This window comes from Stenotrophomonas sp. RS-48 (genome assembly GCF_030053245.1).
GTDB lineage: Bacteria > Pseudomonadota > Gammaproteobacteria > Xanthomonadales > Xanthomonadaceae > Stenotrophomonas > Stenotrophomonas maltophilia_P.
In genome coordinates this window covers 1-21,358 of record NZ_JASGBV010000004.1, presented here as the reverse complement: position 1 = coordinate 21,358, position 21,358 = coordinate 1, and the positions used below count along the sequence as shown (strand labels likewise).

Genomic DNA, 21,358 nt, shown 5'->3' with positions numbered 1-21,358 from the left:
AGCAAAGCGATGGACAAGTCCAATACCGGCGGCAAGCGCAGCAAGCGCTATGCCAGCGCGGCCCAGGCGCTGGAGGGCGTGGTCGCCGATGGCCAGACGCTGGCCGTCGGCGGCTTCGGCCTGTGTGGCATACCCGAGGCACTGATCGCAGCCTTGCGCGACAGTGGAGTCAAGGGCCTGACCGTGATCTCCAACAACGCCGGCGTCGATGGCTTCGGCCTGGGCCAACTGCTGGAAACACGCCAGATCAGCAGGATGATTTCGTCGTACGTGGGCGAGAACAAGGAGTTCGAGCGCCAGTTCCTGGCCGGTGAGCTGGAGCTGGAATTCAATCCACAGGGCACCCTGGCCGAGCGCCTGCGTGCCGGCGGCGCCGGAATTCCTGCCTTCTTCACTGCCACCGGCTACGGCACGGTGGTGGCCGAAGGCAAGGAGACCCGCGAATTCGACGGCAGGCACTATGTGCTGGAAACCGCGCTGCGTGCCGACGTTGCCCTGGTGAAGGCGTGGAAGGCCGACGAAGCCGGCAACCTGGTGTTCCGCAAGACCGCGCGCAATTTCAATCCTGCCTGCGCGATGGCCGGCAAGGTGTGCATCGCCGAAGTGGAAGAGGTGGTGCCGGTCGGTGCGATCGATCCGGACCAGGTGCATCTGCCGGGGATCTATGTGCATCGCATCGTGCACAACGCGCATCCTGAAAAGCGAATCGAGCAGCGCACCGTGCGTGCGGAGGGCAACTGACATGGCGTGGACCCGCGATGAGATGGCGGCCCGCGCCGCCCGTGAACTGACCGACGGTGCCTATGTGAACCTGGGCATCGGCCTGCCGACCCTGGTCGCCAACCACATTCCCGAGGGCGTGGACGTGTGGCTGCAATCCGAGAACGGCCTGCTTGGCATCGGCCCGTTCCCGACCGAAGCCGAGGTCGATGCCGACCTGATCAACGCCGGCAAGCAGACCGTGACCGCGCGCGCCGGTGCCAGCTACTTCGGCAGCCATGACAGTTTCGCCATGATCCGTGGCGGCCACATCAATCTGGCCATTCTTGGCGCGATGCAGGTGACCGACAAGGGCGATCTGGCGAACTGGATGGTGCCCGGCAAGATGGTCAAGGGCATGGGCGGCGCGATGGACCTGGTGGCCGGCGTGCAGCGCGTGGTGGTGCTGATGGAGCACACCGCGAAGAACGGCGAGCACAAGGTGCTGGCCGAATGCACGCTGCCGTTGACCGGCGTGGGCGTGGTCGACCGCATCATCACCGATCTGGCTGTGTTCGACGTGACCGATGCCGGTCTGGTGCTGGTGGAGACCGCGCCGGGGGTTGGCGAGGACGAACTGAAGGAAAAGACCGGCGTGCCGTTCCGGCGTGCCTGAGTCCGGCGGGGCGGCCTCGTGCCGCCCCGACACTGCCTGGCGATCCCGATGCTGTTTCCACACGAACTGCCCGATGCCGACGTCCGTCATGTTCCGGGCTGGCTGCTGCCGGATCGGGCGGATGCGCTGCAGCGGACACTGGGCGAACAGGTGGCCTGGGATGTGCACCGCATCCGGATGTTCGGTCACTGGGTGGATTCGCCGCGGCTGAGCAGTTGGATCGGCGATCCGCAGGCGCGCTACCGGTATTCCGGCGCCGAGTTCGTCCCGCGGCCCTGGCTGCCGGCTTTGCAGGCGCTGCGCGTGCGATTGCAGGAAGAGGGTATCGGCCGGTTCAACAGCGTGCTGCTCAATCGATACCGCGATGGTGGCGATTACATGGGGTGGCACAGCGACGACGAACCCGAACTGGGACCGGCGCCGGTGATCGCTTCACTGAGCCTGGGTGCGGCGCGGCGTTTCCTGCTGCGACGACGCGACGAGCCGGCACGCAAGGCGGAGTTCCTGCTGGGCCATGGCGATCTGCTGTTGATGGCCGGCAGCACCCAGCGCTTCTATCAGCACGCGTTGCCGAAGATGGCGCGGGCCCAGGGCGAGCGGATCAACCTGACATTCCGTTGGATCACGCCGCGCTGAGCGAGGGATCAGCGCGGTGCTGCGGCGCTGTCGTTCTGCCCACTGACCAGCGTCCAGCCGACCACGTCCTGCGCGATCTGCTGCAGGCCACGTTCGAACGCCGCCGCAACCGCCGGCACATCGGTACTGCCAACGGGCTGCGCCTGGCGGAAGGTGCGATCAGCGACCACGCGCTGGTCGGCCACGTGGATCAGCTTGGCATTGAGTTCGATCACCACCGTCGGCGTGGTCTGGCCCTGGTAGTCCGATTCGAAACGACGGATGTCCGTGGACAGCTTGTAATCGGCGCGGATACCGGCGGCGGTGCGGGCCACGCCGTTGATGCGGCCGGAGTCCTCGAAACCGCGCAGCAGCGTGTCCTCGATCATGTCGGTGGCCGGCTGGGCCCAGCTGGCACCCCTGTAGATCTCCAGCTCCGACGGCGTGGGACGCACGTTGATGCGCGGGCTGTCGACCATGCGCGCCGCGCTGGGTTTGGCCAGCACCAGCTGCCAGGCGACCTGGGGCCAGCTGGGATCGACCTTCACCTGCACGGCAGGCGAGTACAGGGTGACGGGATTCTTGTCGCCGCTGCCGAGGATCGAGCAGCCCGACAGCAGCGCCAGGGCCAGGCCTGGCAGCAGCAGGCGTGGGAAGAGGGTCGGGCTCATTTGGGTTCGAACTCCTTCGGGGCATCGCGGCCGAGCAGATAGCGCGCGGGGTTGTTCTCGAGGCGGTCGCTGACCCGGCGCAGGTCGCGGATCAGGCCACGCAGTTCGGTCAGGGTCGGGCCCAGCTGGCCGAGCCCGTCATTGGCGAAGCTGTTGATCGCGGCGCGGTTCTCGCCAAGGATCGAATCGGCATTGCCGGCAGCCGAATCGAGCTTGACCAGGGTAGCGTCGAGCTTGTCGATGATGCCCGGCAGCTGCTGCACCAGGTTCCTGTCGAGGCGCTCGATGGTGCCGTTGGTGGTCTTCAGCGTGGTGTCCAGGCTGCGTGCGGCATCGCGCGCGCTGAGCAGCAGCGCCTGTGTGCCCTGGTCGCGGTCGGCCAGTCCGCCGCTGATGGTTTCCAGGTTGGCCAGGGTCGCGTTGATCGACGCCACGTTGCGATCGCTGAGGATCTGGTCCATGCGCTCGACGATGCGGTTGGCCACATCGGTGATGTTCTGCAGTGCCGAAGGCGTGGTCGGGATGATCGGCGCCGGGTCCTTGTTGACCGTGGTCAGTGCCGGCGACTGCGGCGTGCCACCGCTGAGCTGGATGATCGACGGACCGGTCAGGCTGGTGATCGCCAGCTTGGCACGGGTATCGGTCTTCACCGGCGTGGTGGAGTTCAGGCGGATGCGCGCCACCACCTGGCGCGGATCGTCCGGTACCAGGTTCAGCTCGATGATCGAGCCGACCGCGATGCCGTTGTACTGCACCGGGCTGCCGACCGACAGGCCGGTCACCGCCTCGCGGAACACCACGCGGTATTCCTGCCAGGTGCGGTCGGATGAGTACTTGGCCGCCCACAGGCCGAAGGCCAGCAGGGCCAGGCCGGTGATCAGGGTGAACGCGCCGATCAGCACGTAGTTGGCTTTGGTTTCCATGGCTCAGGCACTCTCGATCTGTTCACCACGCGCGGCACGCGCACGTGGTCCGTGGAAGTATTCCTGGATCCACGGATGATCCAGTTTCTCGATTTCCGCAAGCGGTGCGTTGGCGATCACCTTGTGATCGGCCAGCACGGCGACGCGGTCGCAGATGGCGTACAGCGTGTCCAGGTCATGGGTGATCAGGAACACGGTCAGGCCCAGCGCTTCCTGCAGGGTCTTGATCAGCCGGTCGAAGGCCGCCGCGCCGATCGGGTCCAGGCCGGCGGTCGGTTCGTCCAGAAACAGCAGCGGCGGGTCCAGTGCCAGCGCGCGGGCCAGGCCGGCACGCTTGCGCATGCCGCCGGACAGCTGCGAGGGCAGCTTGTTGATCGCATCGGCGGGCAGGCCGGCCAGCTTCACCTTCAGCAGTGCCAGCTCGTAGTGCCAGCGTTCGGGAAGGTCGCGATGATGCTCCTTCAGCGGAACCTGCACGTTCTCGCCGACGGTCAGCGAGGAGAACAGCGCGCCATCCTGGAACAGCACGCCGGTGTTGCGCTCGATATGCAGCCGGCTTTCGGCATCGTCGGCACGCGCATCGCGGCCGAGCACTTCGATCTGTCCTTCATCCGGTACGCGCAGGCCCAGGATCGAGCGCATCAGCACGGACTTGCCGGTGCCCGAGCCGCCGACGACGCCGAGGATCTCGCCGCGCCGCACGTCCAGGTCGAGGTCCTCATGGACGGTCTGGCTGCCGAAGCGGTTGACCAGCCCGCGCACGCGGATGGCCAGGTCATGGCCATCGTCATCACGCATCTCGAAGGTGCCGGAACCGGAGGTCGTGTTCATGTCACCAGTCCATATGCATGAACCACAACGCCGCAAAGGCGTCGATGATGATCACCAGCGAGATGGTCTGCACCACGCTGGATGTGGTGCGCTCGCCGACCGACTGCGCGGTGCCGGTGACCTTCAGGCCCTCCAGGCAGCCGATCAGGCCGATCACCACCGCGAAGACGGGCGCCTTGGACAGGCCGACCAGCATGTGCCGCACCTCCATCGTGTCGTGCATCCGCGCGATGTACATCTGCGGCGGAATGTCCAGATCGAACGCGCCGACCGTGATGCCGCCGGCCAGGCCGGCAATCATCGCGATGAAGGTCAGCAGCGGCAGGGTCACCAGCAGCGCGAACAGGCGCGGCAGTACCAGCAGGTCGATCGGGTCCAGGCCCAGCGTGCGCATCGCATCGATCTCCTCGCGGGCCTTCATCGCGCCGATCTGCGCGGTGAACGCGCTTGCCGTGCGGCCGGCCAGCACGATCGCGGTCAGCAGCACGGCGAACTCGCGCAGGAAGGCGATGTTGACCAGCTCGACCACGTAGATCTCCGCGCCGAAGTCGCGGAGGATGGTCGAGCCCAGGAACGCGATCACCGCACCGACCAGATAGGACAGCAGCGCCACCAGCGGCACGGCGTCCAGGCCCACCTGTTCCATCTGGTGCACGGTGGCGGTGAGGCGGAAGCGCCGCGGCTGCTTGACCAGGCGAGCGGTCTTGACCATCGCCTCGCCGAGGAAGCTGGCCAGGGCCACGATGTTGTGGCCGGTGCCATGCATGCTGACGCCCAGCCGTTCCAGCGCGGCCAGCACGCCGAAGTCGCGCTTGGGCTTGGGCCGATCGTCGGCCACTTCCTCGATGGTGCACACCAGGGCCTGGTGATCCGGCCGGAACTGCAGCGCATCCTCACCGAGGTCGGCGCGATGGGCCACGCGCAACAGCTGCAGTACGCCGGCCGAATCCAGCTGCTCGATGCCCGTGGCGTCAATGCCGGTCAGTTTGTCGGGAACGGCGCGCAGCACCTCGGCCGCGGCCAGCGCGGTCTTCAAGGTCCAGTGGCCGGACAGGCGGATCAGCCCGGGGTCGTGGGCGTCCTGTTCGAGCTGGGGGGCGAGGTTCTGGGTCACGTGGGCCATTCGGGTCGCAGCATAACCGTTCTGTATTGTGCTTCGCGTTGAACCAGGATGAATTCCTCCGGCGGGGCCCGGCCTAGGTAATACTACGGCGCATGTCCGCAGACGCTCACACGATCCCCACGCCCCAGGCCACCTACGCGCAGCGCGTGGCCTTCGTTTCCGAGATCGCCGGCCGCCTCCACAGCTACGGCACCACGGCCCAGCGTCTGGAAACGGCCGTGGTCGCACTGGCAAAACAGCTCGATCTCGATTGTGAACCGTGGTCTAACCCCACCGGCATCATCCTCAGCTTCAGCGACCCGGCCCAGGCGATCGGCTCCAGCGACATCACCCGCGTGATCCGCCTGGCACCGGGCGAGAACGACCTGCACAAGCTCAGTGTCGCCGACCGGATCGCCGAGGAAGTGGCCAACGGGCGGATGAGCATCGCGCAGGGGCACACCGCGCTGCGTCAGCTGGACAAGGATCCCGGCCGTCGCGGCAAGCTCCGCACCATTCTCTCGTTCACGCTCGGCGCGGCCGGCGTCGCCGGCATGTGGAAGCTGCCCTGGCTGGACATCGCCACCGCCGGTGTCATCGGCCTGATGATCGGCCTGCTCGGCATGGTCACCGACCGTCGCCCGGCGACCCGCGAGGCCGCCGAGGCGCTGGCCGCGCTGCTGGCCGGCCTGGTTGCCACCTTGGTCGCTTCGTTTGTCGGCGCGCTCAACCTCAACACGGTGATCATCGCCTCGCTGGTGGTGCTGCTGCCCGGCATGTCGCTGACCAATGCGGTCAACGAACTGGCCAGCCAGCACTGGGTGTCAGGCACCGCGCGGTTTGCCGGTGCGCTGACCACGATCATGAAACTGAGCGTCGGCGCGATGATCGCGGTGACCCTGGCCGATGTGCTGGGCCTGGACCCGGTGATCCGTGCCTCGCGACCGCAGGGACCGTGGGTGGAGTGGGGGTCGCTGCTGACCGCGGCCTTCGCCTTCGCGATGCTGTTCAAGGCCAGCCGTCGCGATTATCCCTGGGTGATTGCCGCGTCCGTGGCCGGCTATGCCATTTCCAAGTTTGGCGGGCACGCCTGGGGGGCACCGGCAGGCATCTTCCTGTCGGCGATGGTGCTGACCGCCGGTGGCAACCTGTTCGGTCGGCTGGCCGGGCGTCCGGGTGCGATCATCCGCCTGCCGGGCATCATCATGATGGTCCCTGGCAGCACCAGCCTGCGTGGCGTGCTGACGCTCGTCCAGCAGCAGGATGTCGGTGCCGGCCAGAGCGTGTTCCTGACCGTGCTCAACGTGGTGATGGCACTGGTGGCGGGCCTGCTGTTCGGCAACCTCTTGATGCCGGCGCGCAAGACGTTGTGATGGAATGAAGAACGCCGGCTTGCGCCGGCGTTCTTCATTCTTTCCGATCCGGCCTCAGGCCTTCTTGATCAGGAAATCTTCCGGCTTCTTGCTGCCCTTGGCGGTCAGCTCGGCCATCCAGCGCGGCTGCTTGCCACGGCCGGTCCAGGTTTCCTTCGGGTTGGCCGGGTTGCGGTACTTCGGGGCGACCTTGCCCAGCTTGCGGCCGGCGGTCTTGGACGGCGCCGCTGCCTTGCGGGCGCGTGGCTTGGCAGCCGTGGTAGCGGTACCGAACAACTCCTCGATGGTGTAACCCTCGGTCTTGGCCAGCTTGCTCAGCTGGGCCCGCACCTTGGCGATCGGGCGACGCTTGGCGACGATGGTCTGCTGCTTTTTCGCGGTGCGGATCAATGCGCCCAGCTCGCGTGCCGACAGGCCGGTCAGGTCGATGCTCATCTACGGTTACTCCGGAAACTAATAAGGGACAGGGACGAGCCGGTCCGTGGCGTCGGCGCACAGGATAATGATGAATTAAATCCAGTACAAATCATGCAGGTCAGGGTATGGCGATGGACCGACTGCATCGTGACCATTTTGACCGGATTATGTCCAGCTGCATATTCACCGGCCCACCGCCGGTGCAAAGAAAAAGACCGGGGCATGCCCCGGTCCGGTCACTCAACCCTGCAGGCGTTGCAGCAGGGTAGCCTTATCCAGGCTTTCGGCTTCGCTTGCACGTCGCGAGCGGTACTCGTACGTGCCGGCCGCCAGGCCGCGCTCGCTGACCACCACGCGATGCGGGATGCCGATCAACTCCATGTCGGCAAACATCGCACCCGGGCGCAGCCCGCGATCATCCAGCGCGGCATCGAGACCGGCATCGCGCAGTTCCTGCAGCAGGCCGGCAGCGGCTTCGGCCACAGCGGTATCGCCCTTGGGGTTGATGACGCACACCACCACCTGCCACGGCGCCATCGCGTCCGGCCAGATGATGCCGGCATCGTCATGATTCTGTTCGATCGCGGCAGCGACCACGCGCGAGATGCCGATCCCGTAGCAGCCCATTGCCATCACTGCGGCCTTGCCGTTCTCGTCCAGTACGGTGGCGTCCAGTGCTTCGGCGTACTTGCGGCCAAGCTGGAACACGTGGCCGACTTCGATGCCACGGGCGATCTTCAACTCGCCGCCGTCCAGCGCACGGTCACCGGCACGCACGTTGCGGATATCGACCACTTCCGGTTCCGGCAGGTCGCGGCCCCAGTTGACTCCAGCCAGGTGGAAGCCCGCTTCATTGGCACCGACCACGAAATCGGACATCGCCGCCACTTCGCGGTCGGCCACCACGCGGATCGCCTTGGCCGGTGAAACCGGGCCGAGGAAGCCGGGCACGCTGCCCAGGTACTCGGCGATCTCTGCTTCGCTGGCAAAGCGCTGCTCTTCCAGGCCGGGAACCTTGCCCAGCTTGATCTCGTTGACCTCGTGGTCGCCACGGACCAGCACCAGCACGAACCCTTCGGCGGTCATCAGCGCCACCGACTTCACCGTGCGCTGCAGGGCGATGCCGAGCAGGGCGGCAACGTCCTCGCAGGTCTTCTGGGTGGGGGTCTCGACCTTGCGCATCGTCTCGCCGGCTGCCGCGCGCGGTGCCGGTTCCGCGGCGATCGCCGCTTCCATGTTGGCCGCGTAGTCCGAGCCGGTGGAGAACACCAGCGCGTCCTCGCCCGAATCGGCGATCACATGGAATTCCTGCGACGCGTCGCCACCGATCGCGCCGGAATCGGCCTGCACCATGCGGAAGTCCAGGCCCAGCCGGGTGAAGATGCGGCTGTAGGCGGCCTTCATGTTCTCGTACTCGCGCACCAGGCACTCATCGTGCAGGTGGAACGAATAGGCGTCCTTCATCAGGAATTCGCGTGCACGCATCACGCCGAAGCGCGGGCGGATCTCATCGCGGAACTTGGTCTGGATCTGATAGAAGTTCACCGGCAGCTGCTTGTAGCTGGACAGTTCGCTGCGCGCGAAGTCGCATGCGGCTTCCTCGGCGGTCGGGCTGTAGCAGAACACCTGGTCCTTGCGATCCTTGATCTTCAGCAGCTGCGGCCCGAACTTCTGCCAGCGGCCGGTCTGCTCCCACAGCTCCTTGGGCTGGATGGTCGGAATCTGGAACTCCACGGCACCGGCGCGATCCATTTCCTCCCGCACGATGCGTTCGACCTTGCGCAGCACGCGCAGTCCCAGCGGCGACCAGGTGTACAGGCCGGAGGCGAGCTTGCGGATCATGCCCGCACGCAGCATCAGGCGGTGGCTGGTCAGCTCCGCGTCGCTGGGGGTTTCCTTGGTGGTGTGCAGGTGGAACTGGGAGAGGCGCATCGTCGGCTTCGGTCTACGGCAGAGATCCCTATTCTGCCAGCCCGGGCGGGGGGAGGGTATCGGCAGGGCTGCGCCCTGCACCCGCCTCAAGCAACTTCAACTGCCACAGCAACAGCGGGCTTCGCGTGGGATGGCGGGGTGGATCCGGTGGCAGGGGACGCCGTAAACCCGTCCATGGGGGCTTGGTCGCGGCGTCCATGCCGCTCACACCCCTGCCACCGGACCCACCCCGCTTTCGACAGATCTCTGCGACCTGCCAGGACATGCCTTGGGGTCAGATCCGTTTTCCTGCGGAAACGGATCTGACCCCATTTTGGATTCCATGTAGCCCCATGGATGGCTTTACGGCGTGTCCTGCCAGCCCACACCGCCCCGCCAGACCAGCAGAAAACCAGAGCCGCTTTGGCATTTGACGTTGCCGTTGCCTGAAGCAGGTGCAGGGCGCAGCCCTGCCGACCACTCAACCGGCTGCTGGGCAGTAGGCCTTGATGCTGGCTTCAGCCAGTCCCTTCTGCGCGGTGCGCTGCTCCGCGGTCAGTACGGTGTCGCCCTTGCCGTCGCCGTCGGTGTCCTGCATCACCTGGCCGGAGCCTTCCAGCAGGGCCAGGTTGGCACGGGCGGTGCTGCACTGCTCCGGTACGGGTGCGGCCGGGCGTTCGGCGCTGTCGGCCGATGGCGCCGAGCGCGCCTGCGCCCGGGTCTCGTAGGTCCTGCCTGCTGGCGGGGTTTCCGAATACTGGGTGACGCCGTTGGCGTCCTTCCACTTGTAGACGGGGCCGGCCATGGCACTGGTACTGGCCAACAGCAGCAGGCATCCCAGGCAGGACAGGGCACGCATGGCAAACTCCGCAGAATGGGCGTAGAACGCCGATTGCAGCATTGGCACCGACCGCTGGCAAGTCGATTAAACTGGATTCCATGGACCCGATCACACCGCCGCCGCGTTCGCGCACGATTTACCTGCTGCCCAACCTGTTCACCACTGCGGGCCTTTTCGCGGGCTTCTACGCGATCATCGCCGCTGCCAACGGGGATTTCGTCAATGCCAGCATCGCGGTGTTCGTGGCGGCGGTGATGGACGGCCTGGATGGCCGCGTCGCGCGCCTGACCGGCACCAGCAGCGAGTTCGGCGTGCAGTACGACTCGCTGGCCGACCTGGTCAGCTTCGGCATGGCGCCGGCACTGGTGATGTACCACTGGTCGCTGTCCTGGCTGAAATTCGATGATCCCCTGCTGGGCCGTGTCGGCTGGGCCGTGGCCTTCCTGTACGCCGCATGCGCGGCGCTGCGCCTGGCCCGCTTCAATACCCAGGTCGCGGTGGTGGACAAGCGCTGGTTCGTCGGCCTGGCCAGCCCGGCTGCTGCCGGGCTGATGATGTCGTTCGTCTGGGCCTTCGCCGATGGCAACCTGGGCTGGGATGGCAATCAGCTGCGCTATGTGGCGCTGGCGGTGACGCTGGTCGCTGCGCTGCTGATGGTCAGCCGCATCCGCTTCTGGAGCTTCAAGGGCGGTGCCGCCAAGGATTCCCGATCCGACCGGGTGCCGTTCCTGGTCCTGGCACTGGTACCGATGGCCATCGCGATCGCGGTGATCGACCTGCCGCGCGTCCTGTTCGCCGTGGGCATCCTGTATGCCCTGTCCGGCCCGGTGATGTGGGCGGTGCAGCGCCTGCGCAAGAAGTCCGAGGCCGCGTGAGCCAGGATCTGCCCGTGCTGTGGTCACCGGCCCAGCAGGCCTGGCTGCAGGCGATGGGCTATACCGTCTATCACGACGGCCAGCTCGCCGCGGAGCTGGACGCTGCATTGCAGCTGAGCGTGGCCGACGCCGATGCGGCCAGCCCGGCAGCGCAGTCTCAGTCACGCCAGCCCGAACCGGCAGCGGTGGAGCCGGCACCGCGCCAGCCGCGGAGTCCGTCGCCGCCGCCTCGCACCGCGCCCGCCGTGGTGTCGGCAACCGAACCGCAGGCGGCACGCGCAGCCTCGGCGGGCACCACCCGGCAGCCGGCGGTACGTCTGCCTGATCGCCTGCAGATCGCGCTGCTGCGCGCGTCCGGCTGCAATCCGAACGATGCCGCGACGCAGGCGCTGATGGACAGCTGGCCGTTGGAGCAGCTGCGCCGTGATCCAGCCGCCAAGCGCGCGCTGTGGCCGCAGCTGCGCGCCCTGCGCAAGCGGGGCGCGCCGTGAGTGCGGTCAGCCAGCCCGGTCCGGTGCGCCTGCGGGCGCTGCGCGAGAGCGATCTTGCCGAGGTGATGGCGATCGAGGTGCGTGGCTATCCCTTCCCGTGGACCCGCGGCATTTTCATCGATTGCCTGCGTGCGGGTTATCCCGGTCTGGCAATGGAGCGCGATGGCCAGCTGCTCGGCTACGGCGTGCTGAGCATCGCTGCCGACGAGGCGCATGTGCTGAACATCTGCATCGATCCGCTGATGCAGTCACGCGGGCTGGGGCGGCAGCTGCTGCGTGCGCTGGTGCAGCTGGCTGGTGATCGCGGTGCCCAGCGTGTGTTCCTGGAAGTGCGCCCGTCCAATGCGCCGGCGCTGGCGCTGTATCACAGCGAAGGGTTCAACGAGATCGGCCGGCGTCCGCGCTATTACCCGGCCGCGCAGGGGCGCGAGGACGCGGTGGTGATGGCGATCGAGCTGGTCGAGGGCGACCTGCAGACGATGCCGCCGCTGTAACCGGCATGCGCCGCGTTGCCCGCCGGTACGGCCGGGCGCTGGCGGCAGGTGCCAACCTTGGCGGGCACGTGTGGCTCACGCCAGCCGCAGGGCCAGCACTCCGCTGACGATCAGCGACGCCGCCAGCCAGCGCACGCGCGGTATCCGTTCGCGCAGCAGGAATGCCGAGATCAGCAGGGCGAACAGGATCGATGACTCGCGCAGGGCCGACACCATCGCGACCGGTGCCTGGGTCATCGCCCACAGTGCCATCGCATAGGACGCGGTGGTGCCCACGCCGCCGGCCAGGCCCAGCGGCCAATGCTGGCGCGCATAGGTCAGCACCGCGCTGCGGCGGGTGTACAGCGCCCACAGTGGCAGCGGGATGCCCGACAGCAGGAACAGCCACAACGTGTAGGCCAGCGGGCTGCCCGACAGGCGCGCGCCGTGCGCATCGACCAGGGTGTAGGTTGCGATCATCGTCGCCGTCAGCAGCGGCAGGCCGAGCTGGCCTGCGCGCGCGCCCAGTGCCATGGCCAGGATGCCGCTGCTGACCAGCGCCACGCCCAGCCACGCCGCTGCGGGCAGTGATTCGCCGAGCACGGTGCCAGCCAGCGCGACCAGGATCGGTGCGCAACCGCGCATGAGCGGATACGCCAGGCTCATGTCCACCTGCTGATAGCAGCGCGCGACCAGCGCGTAATAGACCACCTGCAGCAGTACCGAGGCCGCCAGCCACGGCCAGCTGGTCACGTCCGGCAGAGGAAGGAGAGGCAGCAGCGCGGCGGACAGCAGTGCGGCGCTGCCGGTGACGAGCACGGTGCCGAGGAGCTTGTCGGCGCCACGCTTGACGATGGCGTTCCAGCTGGCATGCAGCGCGGCAGCGGCGAGAACCAGCAGGAAGATCGAAAGCGGCATCCTCTGATGATGCCAAAAGACCTGGGCGGGTGCGGACCTGGATCCGCACCCGCCGGTCGGCTGTTACAGCTTCGCGCGTTGTTCGCGCAGGCCGGCCAGCTGGGTGTTCCAGTCGGCCAGGCGCACGCGCTCCTGCTCGACCACCGCAGCCGGCACCTTGTCGGTGAACCGGGCCAGCTTGGTTTCGCTCTTCTCCTGCTCGCCTTCCACGCGCTTGATCTCCTTGTCCAGGCGTGCACGTTCGGCATCCAGATCGACCAGGCCTTCCAGCGGCACCAGCAGCTTCAACTCACCGACGATGGCGGCGGCCGCAGGCGGAGCGCTACCGCCTTCGCCCAGCCACTGCACGCTGTCCAGCTTCAGCAGGAACGACAGCGACGCACTGAAGCGTTCGACGCGGGCACGATCCTGCTGCTGGCCGGCCTGCAGGCGCAGGGGCACCAGCCTGGACGGTGCGACGTTCAGTTCGCTGCGCACGCGGCGCACCGCGCTGATCACCGCCTTGAGCCATTCGACGTCGGCCTCGGCCTGGGCGAAATCGCCCTGGAACTCGGCTGCGGTCGGGTAGGGGCGCAGCGACAGCGTGGTTTCGGCCAGGCCCAGGCGCGGGGCGAGCTGCTGCCACAGCTGTTCGGTGATGAACGGCGTCAACGGGTGCAGCAGGCGCAGCAGGGCTTCCAGCACATACAGCAGGGTGTGGCGGGTGCTTTCGGCATCCGCTGCGTCGCTGCCGCTCAGGGCCGGCTTGCTCAGTTCGAGGAACCAGTCGCAGAACGCATTCCAGGCAAACTCATACAGGCACTGCGCCAGCAGGTCGAAGCGGTAGGCGGCGAAGTGGCCCTGCGCTTCAGCGGTGGTGGCCGCCAGGCGTGCAAGGATCCAGCGCTCGGCATCGGTGCGCGGTGTCGGCACGCCGCTGAACGCCGCACCTTCGGTGTTCATCAGCGCGAAGCGGCTGGCATTCCACAGCTTGTTGCAGAAGTTCTTGTAGCCTTCGGCACGGTTCATGTCGAACTTGATGTCGCGGCCATGGGTGGCCAGCGCCGCGATGGTGAAGCGCAGCGCGTCGGCGCCGTGGGCGGCGATGCCGTCCGGGAACTCCCTGCGCGTGGCTTTCTCGATCTTCTCCACCATCTTCGGCTGCATCAGGCCGCCGGTGCGCTTGGCGACCAGGTCATCGATGCTGATGCCATCGATGATGTCCAGCGGGTCCAGCACGTTGCCCTTGCTCTTGGACATCTTCTGGCCTTGTCCGTCGCGGATCAGGCCGGTGAAGTAGACGTCCTTGAACGGAATCTTTCCGGTCAGGTTGTCGGTGGCCATGATCATGCGGGCCACCCAGAAGAAAATGATGTCGAAGCCGGTGACCAGCACCGACGACGGCAGGTAGCGGTCGAAGCCACGCTCGGCCATGGCCTGTTCGTTCGGCCAGCCCAGGGTGGAGAACGGCCACAGCTGGGAGGAGAACCACGTTTCCAGCACGTCGCTTTCCTGGTTCAGCACGACATCGCTGCCGAGCTTGTGCTTTGCCCGCACCTCATCCTCGCTGCGACCGACGTAGCAGGTGCCGGTGGCAGCGTCGAACCACGCCGGAATGCGGTGGCCCCACCACAGCTGGCGGCTGATGCACCAATCCTGGATGTTGGCCATCCAGTGACGGTAGGTGTTGATCCAGTTCGGCGGCACGAAGGAGATGCTGCCCGGCTTCCCATCGGTACCTTCGACCAGCTCCAGGCCGCGCTTGGCCAGCTCGTCCATCTTCACGAACCACTGGTCGGTCAGGTACGGCTCGATCACCTGGCCGGTGCGGTCGCCGCGCGGCACCTGCAGCTTGTGCGCCTTGGTCTCGACCAGGATGCCCAGGTCTTCCAGCTCGGACAGCACGGCCTTGCGTGCTTCATAGCGGTCCAGGCCCTGGAAGCGTTCCGGGGCGTTCTCATTCAGCGCCGCCACCGGAGTGAACAGGTTGATCATCGGCAGGCTGTGGCGCACCCCGACCTGGTAATCGTTGAAGTCATGCGCGGGCGTGACCTTGACCACGCCGGTACCGAACGCGCGGTCCACGTAATCATCGGCGATCACCGGCACGCGGCGGCCGGTCAGCGGCAGCACCACGGTCTTGCCGATCAGGTGTGCGTACCGCTCGTCTTCCGGATGCACCATCACGGCGGTGTCGCCCAGCAGGGTCTCCGGGCGGGTGGTGGCCACCACCAGGTAATCGCGGGTCTCGCGCAGGGTTTCGTTACCGTCGGCGTCGCGCTCGACGTGCTCGTAGCTGAGGCCGTCATCGAGCTGATAGGCGATCGACCACAGGAAACCGTCTTCTTCGGCGCTCTCCACTTCCAGGTCGGAGATGGCGGTCTTCAGCACCGGATCCCAGTTGACCAGACGCTGGCCGCGGTAGATCAGACCCTGCTCATGCCAGCGCACGAAGGCCTCGATCACCGCCGCCGAGGGCTGCGGGTCCATGGTGAAGGTGCTGCGCGACCAGTCGGCCGACGTGCCGAGGCGGCGCATCTGTCGTTCGATGGTGTCGCCGGACTGCTGCTTCCACTCCCAGACCTTGCCGATGAAGCCTTCGCGGCCCAGCGAGTCACGGGTTTCGCCCTTGCCTTCCAGCGCCAGGTTGCGGCTGACCACCATCTCGGTGGCGATGCCGGCGTGGTCGGTGCCGACCTGCCACAGCGTGTCGTAGCCGCGCATGCGGTGGTAACGCACCAGCGCATCCATCAGGGTCTGCTGGAAGGCGTGTCCCATGTGCAGCGTACCCGTCACATTCGGCGGTGGCAGCAGGATGGTGTACGGCTCGCCCTGGCCGGACGGCTTGAAGTGGCCGGCCTTCTCCCAGGCCTCGTAGAGGTCGGTCTCGAAGGACTTCGGGTCGTAGCTGGAGGCGAGTTGGGTCATGCGGGGGGAACCAGGAGGTAATCGTTGAAGGATCAGGGCGCGGCGGCGGCCCATCAAGGGGGCCGCGGGGCGCTCACATGTCGTGCTTGTTCAGGTCGTAACCGGCGGCCTTGTACTGGCGCCACCGTTCGCGCAGCGGTTCGCGCGCTTCAGGGTCGGCCGGGACCACTTCCAGCACGCGCTCGCACTGGCCCAGCCAGGGGTCGTCGCGCAGGTTGATCACCAGCGGGCGGGCCGGCGCCTCGGTGCCGGGCACGGCGATCAGTACCAGCGCTTCTTCCTCGTCCATGTCCTCGCCGGCAATCTGATGCGGGATGTAGGCGTCGTCATCGAACGCCCACAGCAGTTCGTCCAGTTCCTCGGCCTGGGCCTGGTCGCGCGCCAGCACCAGGGTGAACAGGCCGGCATCGTTGGCCTTGCGTGCCAGCTCGCAGACCAGGCGCAACGGCTCGGTCAGGAAACGGGGCTTGGCGATCAGGTAGAAGTCGGCGCGGGGCATGGCAGGGTCCGGAACAGGCGGGGGCCCGGCCTGGCCGGGCGAGGCCCTGGCCGGCGGTGGCCGGCCAGGGTCTGGTACAGCATCAGGCGCGGGCGGCCTGGTCCAGCAGCCACTGGCTCAGCAGGCCGACCGGGCGGCCGGTGGCCATGCCACGCTTGCCCTCGTCGCTGGCGACGCCGGCGATGTCCAGGTGAGCCCAGCGCTGGCCTTCGGCGAAGCGCGACAGGAAGCAGCCGGCGGTGATGGCGCCGGCCCAGCGGCCGCCGATGTTGTAGACGTCGGCGAAGGTCGAATCCAGCATCGGCTGGTACTCATCCCACAGCGGCAGGCGCCAGGCGCGGTCGAACACGTGCTCGCCGGCGGCCAGCAGCTCGTTGGCCAGGTCGTCGTGCTTGCTCATCAGGCCCGCGGTCTGGTGACCGAGGGCGACCATGCAGGCGCCGGTCAGGGTGGCGACGTCGACCAGCGCGGCCGGCTCGAAGCGCTGCGCGTAGGTCAGCGCATCGCACAGGATCAGGCGGCCTTCGGCGTCGGTGTTGCCGACTTCGATGGTCTTGCCCGACATCGAGGTGATGACGTCGGACGGGCGGTAGGCGTTGCCGTCGATGGCGTTCTCCACGGCCGGCACCACCACCACCAGGTTCAGCGGCAGCCTGGCCTTGACCGCAGCGACGAAGGTGCCGATGACGTTGGCGCCGCCGCACATGTCGTACTTCATTTCCTCGATGCCGCCCTGGGTCTTCAGATTGACGCCACCGGTATCGAAGGTGATGCCCTTGCCGACCAGCACATAGGGCTTGGCATCGCCGGCACCGGTCCACTTCAGCACGACCAGGCGCGGGCGATTGGCCGAACCACGGGCCACGGCCAGCAGCGAGCCCATGCCCAGGGCTTCCATCTGGGTCTCGTCGAGGATCTCGGCCTCGGCGCCGTCATGCTCGCTGGCGAACTTCACGCCGACTTCGGCCAGGTAGGCCGGGGTGCAGTAGTTCGGCGGCAGGTTGCCCAGTTCGCGGGCGAACTCGACACCGGCAGCGATGGCCTGGCCCTGGGCCAGGGCCTGCGCGTCGTCACCGGCGATGGCCAGCTGGGCCAGCCCGGCATCATCGGCCTTCTTCTTGCCCAGCGTGGCGGTGTAGCGGTAGGCCGCGTGATCGGCGGCGATCACTGCCTGGCGGATCGCCCAGGCCGCATCGCGCTCCTTCGCAGCCACTTCAGACAGGGTGAACAGCGCACTGCGGGTGGCGCCTGCCTTCAGCGCGCGAACGGCGTCGCCTACGGCCTTCAGGTACTGCGGCACGCCGAAGCGGGCGGCTTCACCCAGCCCGACCACCAGCACGCGCGGCGCTGCCACGCCCGGCAGGTCGTGCAGCAGGCTGGTGGCGCCGGTCTTGCCGGACAGGTCGCCGCGCTGGGCGAGGGCCGACAGGCGGCCGCCGCTGGCGGCATCCAGCGCCTGTGCAGCCGGAGTCAGGGTATGGTCGGCGTACGCGCCGACCACCAGGCAGTCAACGGGGGCGGCGGCCGGGGCGAGGTGGTTCAGGGTGAATTCGAGAGCCATTGAGCAGATTCCATTGGCAAGTCCGTACAATCGCGGACCGTTTACGCCCAGACGCTAGACTGGGCGGCACCGCGAACGAACCCCAGAGTTTAAACCACCGCCCCATGTTGAAGCTCGACCGCTACCTGCTGGGCGATTTCGTCCAGAGTTTCCTGGCCACCCTGATCGTCCTGCTGGTGGTCAGCGTGGGCGGCGTGCTGGTGGACATCCTCGGCAACATCGCCGACGGGCGCCTGCCGGCCAGGCTGCTGTTCTCGCAGCTGGCGCTGCAGTTCATCGTCTACATGCCGCTGATCCTGCCGCTGGCGTTGATGCTGGGCCTGCTGCTGGCGATCGCCCGCCTCTACCGCGACTCGGAAATGGCGGTGATCACCGCCATCGGCGTGGGCCCCAGGCGCCTGCTGCGGCCGCTGCTGATGCTGGTGGTGCCGGTGGTGGCGGTGGTGGGCGCCTGTTCGCTGTGGCTGGGGCCGTGGGCCTCACGCACCGCCGAGCAGATGATCCAGGACGCCAACCGCAGCGTACTGATGGCCGGCCTGGAACCCGGGCGCTTCACCCCGCTGCCCAACGGCGGCGTGGTCTACCTGTCCTCGATTTCGCCCGATGGCACCCAACTGGGCAAGGTGTTCCTGCAGCGTGCCAAGGACGACCGGCTGGAAGTGGTCTCTGCCGCCAGCGGCCGCATGTACTTCGAGGGCGAGCGGCAGCGCTTCCTGGAACTGGACAAGGGCCACCAGGTCGAGGGTCCGCTGGCCGGTGCGCTGGATTACCGGCTGGCCACCTTCGCCCGCAACGATGTGGCCCTGCCTGACGGTGCGCAGACCCGCAAGGATGACGATCCGGAACTGATGTCGACCCTGCAGCTGCTGGGCGACGGCCGCACCCAGGCCCAGGCCGAACTGCATCGCCGGCTGGCCCCGCCGCTGATCGCCCTGGCGTTCGCCCTGCTGACCGTGCCGCTGGGGCGCAGCTCGCCGCGCCAGCAGCGCTACGGGCGCATGATGCTGGCCCTGCTGGCCTACATGGTCGGCACCAACCTGACGTTCATCGGCGCCGGCTGGATCGCCAGTGGCAAGCTGCCGGCGATGCTGGGCCTGTGGTGGCTGACCCTGCCACTGCTGGCGTTCGCGGTCTGGATGTATGCGCGTGATGGACGCATGAGCCTGCCCAAGGGGGCCCGCGCATGATGCTGCGACCGATGCGGTTCGATTTCTACCTCGGGCGCGCGGTGTTCGGCACCGTGCTGTTGACCTGGGCGGTGCTGACCGGCCTGGACGTGGTGATGGCCTTCTCCGGCGAGTTCAAGGACATCGGAAAGAACGGCTACACCCTGGGACACGCCGCGGCGTGGGTGCTGTATACGGTGCCACGCCGCGCCTACACCTTCTTCCCGACCGCAGCGGTGATCGGCGCGCTGATGGGGCTGGGCCAGCTGGCGGCGACCTCCGAACTGACCGCGCTGCGTGCGCTGGGCCTGTCCCGCAAACGCCTGAGCGTGTCGGTGGCGATTGCCCTGTCGCTGCTGACCGCAGTGATGGTGTTCAGCGCCGAGACGCTGGGCCCGTGGGGGCAGAACCGTGCCGATTCGCTGAAGATGAGTGCCAAATGGGGCCAGGACATGGCCGTGGCCCGTTATTCCGGCATGTGGGCACGCGAAGGCGATACTTTCCTCAACGCGCAGAGCGGTGAGGAACAGCTGGTCGGCAACACGGGAACGCGATTGATCCTGCGTGACGTCCGCCTGTACCGGATCGCCGAAGACGGGCGGATCGCATCCCTGACCCACGCCGCCACTGCCGAACATGACAAGGACGGCTGGGTATTGACCGGCGTGCGCCGCGATACCTTCGGCGAGCGCTCGGCAACGCGCGAGGAAGTGGCGCGCGAGCCCTGGAATTCCAAGCTGGACGCGGCGGCACTGGCGACCGGTATCGCCAAGCCGCGCAACCTGAGCGTGTCCGAACTGAGCACGAGCATCGCCTATCGCGAGCGCAACGGCCTGGATGCGCGTGACTTCGAGGATGTGTACTGGAGCCGCTGGTTCTATCCGGTGAACGTACTGGCGCTGTGCCTGGCCGCCGTGCCGTTCGCGTTTGGTTCGCTGCGCAGTGGTGGCATGGGCAAGCGCCTGTTCCTCGGCATCCTGTTCGCGTTGGGCTTCTGGCTGCTGCAGCTGTTCTTCGGGCGCATGGCCGGCGCACTGAAGTTTGATTACCGCATCGCCTACGCGCTGCCGCCGATCGTGATGCTGGTGGTGTCAGGCCTGCTGTTCCGGCGGAAATCGGGCTGATTCCGGCAACGCCGGGCCATGCCCGGCGCCAGCAGGACACTTCAGCGCTTGGGCATCCGCACCAGACGCGTGCCACTGGCACGGTCGTGCCACGCCAGGCGTTGGCGATCCAGCAGGGCCCACCAGAAGCCCAGCCCACCCAGCAGCAACGACAGCGTTGCCACGGCGAACCGCAGCCACAGCTGCGCGCGCCGCAGCGCGGTGCCGTCGGCCGACACCAGTTTCAGCCGCCACGGCCGCATGCCAAGGGTCTGCCCACCCCGGCGCCAGCTGGCGGTTGCATAGGCCCCGGTTACGACCCAGCACACCGCCCACAACAGCCATTGCCAGGCACTGAAGGGCGCGATGTTCTCGCGCTGTGCATGGCCACTGAAGGTATAGGCCAGGGTGAACGCCGTGCCGGCCAGCATCCACAGCGCGAGCACGGGCAGCGCGTCGTAGACCATCGCCAGCACGCGCCACGGCAGCAGCGCACGGGGGCGCTGCGCCTCGGGCGTGGCAGTGGAAGACACGTCGGTGGCAGGGCTGGACATGCGCCGAGCATACGCAAAGCTGGCCGCGTCCGCAGTCACCCTCGTATCCTCCACGCATGGCCGTCATTTCCACCCCCGCCGAGCGCCGTCAGCTGGTCCAGCAACTGCCTGCACTGCGTGCCGACGACAGCATGCGCATCCAGCGCTTCCTTGATGCCATCTGGGCGGAGAACGGTCTGGCCAGGGCCACCCTGGACAGCTACCGTCGCGATCTGGAAGGGTTGGCACGCTGGCTGGACGGCCGCGAAGGGGGCCTGGCCGGCGTCGAACGCGCCGGGTTGTTCGACTACCTGGCCTGGCGCACGCGCCATGGCTGGTCGCCACGCAGCAATGCGCGCCTGCTGTCGGCGCTGCGTGCGTTCTTCGCCGATGGCGTGCGTCGCGGCGAGCGCAGCGAGGACCCCGGCGCTCTGCTGGATCCGCCGAAGCTGCCACGACTGCTGCCCAAGGCGCTGGCCGAAAGCCAGATCGATGCGTTGCTGGCCGCGCCGGATGTCGGCAGTCCGCTGGGGCTGCGCGATCGGGCCATGCTGGAGCTCATGTACGCCGCGGGCCTGCGCGTGAGCGAACTGGTACTGCTGCCGGCAACGGCGGTGAACCTGCGGCAGGGCGTGCTGCGGGTGACCGGCAAGGGCAGCAAGGAGCGGCTGGTGCCGCTGGGCGAGGAGTCACAGCACTGGCTGGAGCGTTACCTGCAGCATTCGCGGCCGCAGCTGGTGGGAAAGGGCAGGGTGCAGGCACTCGCCGATGGG

The 21,358-nt window shown here is 67.4% G+C and carries 22 protein-coding genes; 10 read left to right on the top strand and 12 right to left on the bottom strand.

What is annotated here, in order from left to right; genetic code table 11:
• Positions 1-9 precede the first annotated feature (9 nt).
• The 3 genes from QMZ25_RS01000 to QMZ25_RS00990 are packed head-to-tail and all read left to right on the top strand — an operon-like array spanning position 10 to position 2,011.
• Entirely contained in the window at positions 10-741 is a 732-nt protein-coding gene (locus QMZ25_RS01000; protein ID WP_053516964.1) for a CoA transferase subunit A, read from the top strand.
• Between the two features lies 1 nt (position 742).
• A complete protein-coding gene (locus QMZ25_RS00995; protein ID WP_053516963.1) occupies positions 743-1,375 on the top strand; it encodes a CoA transferase subunit B in 633 nt (210 codons plus the stop codon).
• Between the two features lie 48 nt (positions 1,376-1,423).
• Positions 1,424-2,011, top strand: coding sequence for an alpha-ketoglutarate-dependent dioxygenase AlkB (locus tag QMZ25_RS00990; RefSeq protein ID WP_053516962.1), 588 nt, complete (start codon positions 1,424-1,426; stop codon positions 2,009-2,011).
• Positions 2,012-2,019: 8 nt separating this feature from the next.
• Here the strand turns inward: QMZ25_RS00990 and QMZ25_RS00985 are convergent, their stop codons facing one another.
• Genes QMZ25_RS00985 through QMZ25_RS00970 form a run of 4 tightly spaced genes read right to left on the bottom strand, consistent with a single transcriptional unit; the run spans position 2,020 to position 5,538 of the window.
• Positions 2,020-2,661, bottom strand: coding sequence for an ABC-type transport auxiliary lipoprotein family protein (locus QMZ25_RS00985; RefSeq protein ID WP_053516961.1), 642 nt, complete (start codon positions 2,659-2,661; stop codon positions 2,020-2,022).
• Complete coding sequence (locus tag QMZ25_RS00980; protein WP_053516959.1) at positions 2,658-3,584, bottom strand: MlaD family protein; 927 nt, start codon at positions 3,582-3,584, stop codon at positions 2,658-2,660. The genes QMZ25_RS00985 and QMZ25_RS00980 overlap by 4 nt, the downstream gene beginning before the upstream one ends.
• Before the next feature lie 3 nt (positions 3,585-3,587).
• Positions 3,588-4,415 carry an ABC transporter ATP-binding protein gene (locus tag QMZ25_RS00975; protein WP_053516958.1) on the bottom strand — a complete coding sequence of 276 codons (828 nt, stop codon included), beginning with the start codon at positions 4,413-4,415 and terminating at the stop codon, positions 3,588-3,590.
• 1 nt (position 4,416) lies between these two features.
• Positions 4,417-5,538: an ABC transporter permease gene (locus tag QMZ25_RS00970; RefSeq protein ID WP_053516957.1), complete on the bottom strand. Its 1,122-nt coding sequence runs from the start codon at positions 5,536-5,538 to the stop codon at positions 4,417-4,419.
• 92 nt (positions 5,539-5,630) lie between these two features.
• Here QMZ25_RS00970 and QMZ25_RS00965 point away from each other — a divergent pair, with 92 nt between their 5' ends.
• Positions 5,631-6,890: a threonine/serine exporter family protein gene (locus QMZ25_RS00965; RefSeq protein WP_053516956.1), complete on the top strand. Its 1,260-nt coding sequence runs from the start codon at positions 5,631-5,633 to the stop codon at positions 6,888-6,890.
• Between the two features lie 54 nt (positions 6,891-6,944).
• Here the strand turns inward: QMZ25_RS00965 and QMZ25_RS00960 are convergent, their stop codons facing one another.
• The 3 genes from QMZ25_RS00960 to QMZ25_RS00950 form a co-directional block, all read right to left on the bottom strand.
• Positions 6,945-7,325, bottom strand: a complete 381-nt coding sequence (locus tag QMZ25_RS00960; protein WP_053516955.1) for an H-NS histone family protein — start codon at positions 7,323-7,325, stop codon at positions 6,945-6,947.
• A gap of 222 nt (positions 7,326-7,547) precedes the next feature.
• Positions 7,548-9,239 carry a proline--tRNA ligase gene (locus tag QMZ25_RS00955; RefSeq protein ID WP_283218986.1) on the bottom strand — a complete coding sequence of 564 codons (1,692 nt, stop codon included), beginning with the start codon at positions 9,237-9,239 and terminating at the stop codon, positions 7,548-7,550.
• A gap of 460 nt (positions 9,240-9,699) precedes the next feature.
• Positions 9,700-10,077 (bottom strand): DUF4124 domain-containing protein, encoded by a 378-nt coding sequence (locus tag QMZ25_RS00950; RefSeq protein ID WP_074902117.1) that lies wholly within the window; start codon positions 10,075-10,077, stop codon positions 9,700-9,702.
• Positions 10,078-10,157: 80 nt separating this feature from the next.
• On the opposite strand from QMZ25_RS00950, the gene pssA reads away from it, so the two are divergent.
• Genes pssA through rimI form a run of 3 tightly spaced genes read left to right on the top strand, consistent with a single transcriptional unit; the run spans position 10,158 to position 11,919 of the window.
• Entirely contained in the window at positions 10,158-10,934 is a 777-nt protein-coding gene (gene pssA, locus QMZ25_RS00945) for a CDP-diacylglycerol--serine O-phosphatidyltransferase (RefSeq protein WP_053516952.1), read from the top strand.
• Complete coding sequence (locus tag QMZ25_RS00940) at positions 10,931-11,425, top strand: hypothetical protein (protein WP_283218985.1); 495 nt, start codon at positions 10,931-10,933, stop codon at positions 11,423-11,425. Before pssA ends, QMZ25_RS00940 begins: the two co-directional genes overlap by 4 nt.
• Positions 11,422-11,919 (top strand): ribosomal protein S18-alanine N-acetyltransferase, encoded by a 498-nt coding sequence (gene rimI / locus QMZ25_RS00935; protein WP_283218984.1) that lies wholly within the window; start codon positions 11,422-11,424, stop codon positions 11,917-11,919. The genes QMZ25_RS00940 and rimI overlap by 4 nt, the downstream gene beginning before the upstream one ends.
• 75 nt (positions 11,920-11,994) lie before the next feature.
• Here the strand turns inward: rimI and QMZ25_RS00930 are convergent, their stop codons facing one another.
• From QMZ25_RS00930 to QMZ25_RS00915, 4 genes are all read right to left on the bottom strand, one after another.
• Positions 11,995-12,816, bottom strand: coding sequence for an EamA family transporter (locus QMZ25_RS00930; RefSeq protein ID WP_180875766.1), 822 nt, complete (start codon positions 12,814-12,816; stop codon positions 11,995-11,997).
• Positions 12,817-12,879: 63 nt separating this feature from the next.
• Entirely contained in the window at positions 12,880-15,723 is a 2,844-nt protein-coding gene (locus tag QMZ25_RS00925; protein WP_283218983.1) for a valine--tRNA ligase, read from the bottom strand.
• A 73-nt stretch (positions 15,724-15,796) separates the two neighbouring features.
• On the bottom strand, positions 15,797-16,222 hold the full coding sequence (locus QMZ25_RS00920) for a DNA polymerase III subunit chi (protein WP_004154132.1): 426 nt from the start codon (positions 16,220-16,222) through the stop codon (positions 15,797-15,799).
• A gap of 82 nt (positions 16,223-16,304) precedes the next feature.
• Positions 16,305-17,783: a leucyl aminopeptidase gene (locus QMZ25_RS00915; protein ID WP_283218982.1), complete on the bottom strand. Its 1,479-nt coding sequence runs from the start codon at positions 17,781-17,783 to the stop codon at positions 16,305-16,307.
• 104 nt (positions 17,784-17,887) lie between these two features.
• Between QMZ25_RS00915 and lptF the strand changes: the two genes are divergently transcribed.
• Both lptF and lptG read left to right on the top strand, forming a co-directional pair.
• Positions 17,888-18,970, top strand: a complete 1,083-nt coding sequence (gene lptF, locus QMZ25_RS00910; RefSeq protein ID WP_053516945.1) for an LPS export ABC transporter permease LptF — start codon at positions 17,888-17,890, stop codon at positions 18,968-18,970.
• Positions 18,967-20,073, top strand: a complete 1,107-nt coding sequence (lptG, locus tag QMZ25_RS00905) for an LPS export ABC transporter permease LptG (protein WP_053516943.1) — start codon at positions 18,967-18,969, stop codon at positions 20,071-20,073. Before lptF ends, lptG begins: the two co-directional genes overlap by 4 nt.
• A gap of 41 nt (positions 20,074-20,114) precedes the next feature.
• On the opposite strand, the gene QMZ25_RS00900 is transcribed toward lptG, so the two are convergent.
• On the bottom strand, positions 20,115-20,606 hold the full coding sequence (locus QMZ25_RS00900) for an RDD family protein (RefSeq protein WP_065175339.1): 492 nt from the start codon (positions 20,604-20,606) through the stop codon (positions 20,115-20,117).
• A 56-nt stretch (positions 20,607-20,662) separates the two neighbouring features.
• Between QMZ25_RS00900 and QMZ25_RS00895 the strand changes: the two genes are divergently transcribed.
• The coding region (locus QMZ25_RS00895) for a tyrosine-type recombinase/integrase (RefSeq protein ID WP_283218981.1) at positions 20,663-21,358 on the top strand (696 nt) is incomplete at its 3' end.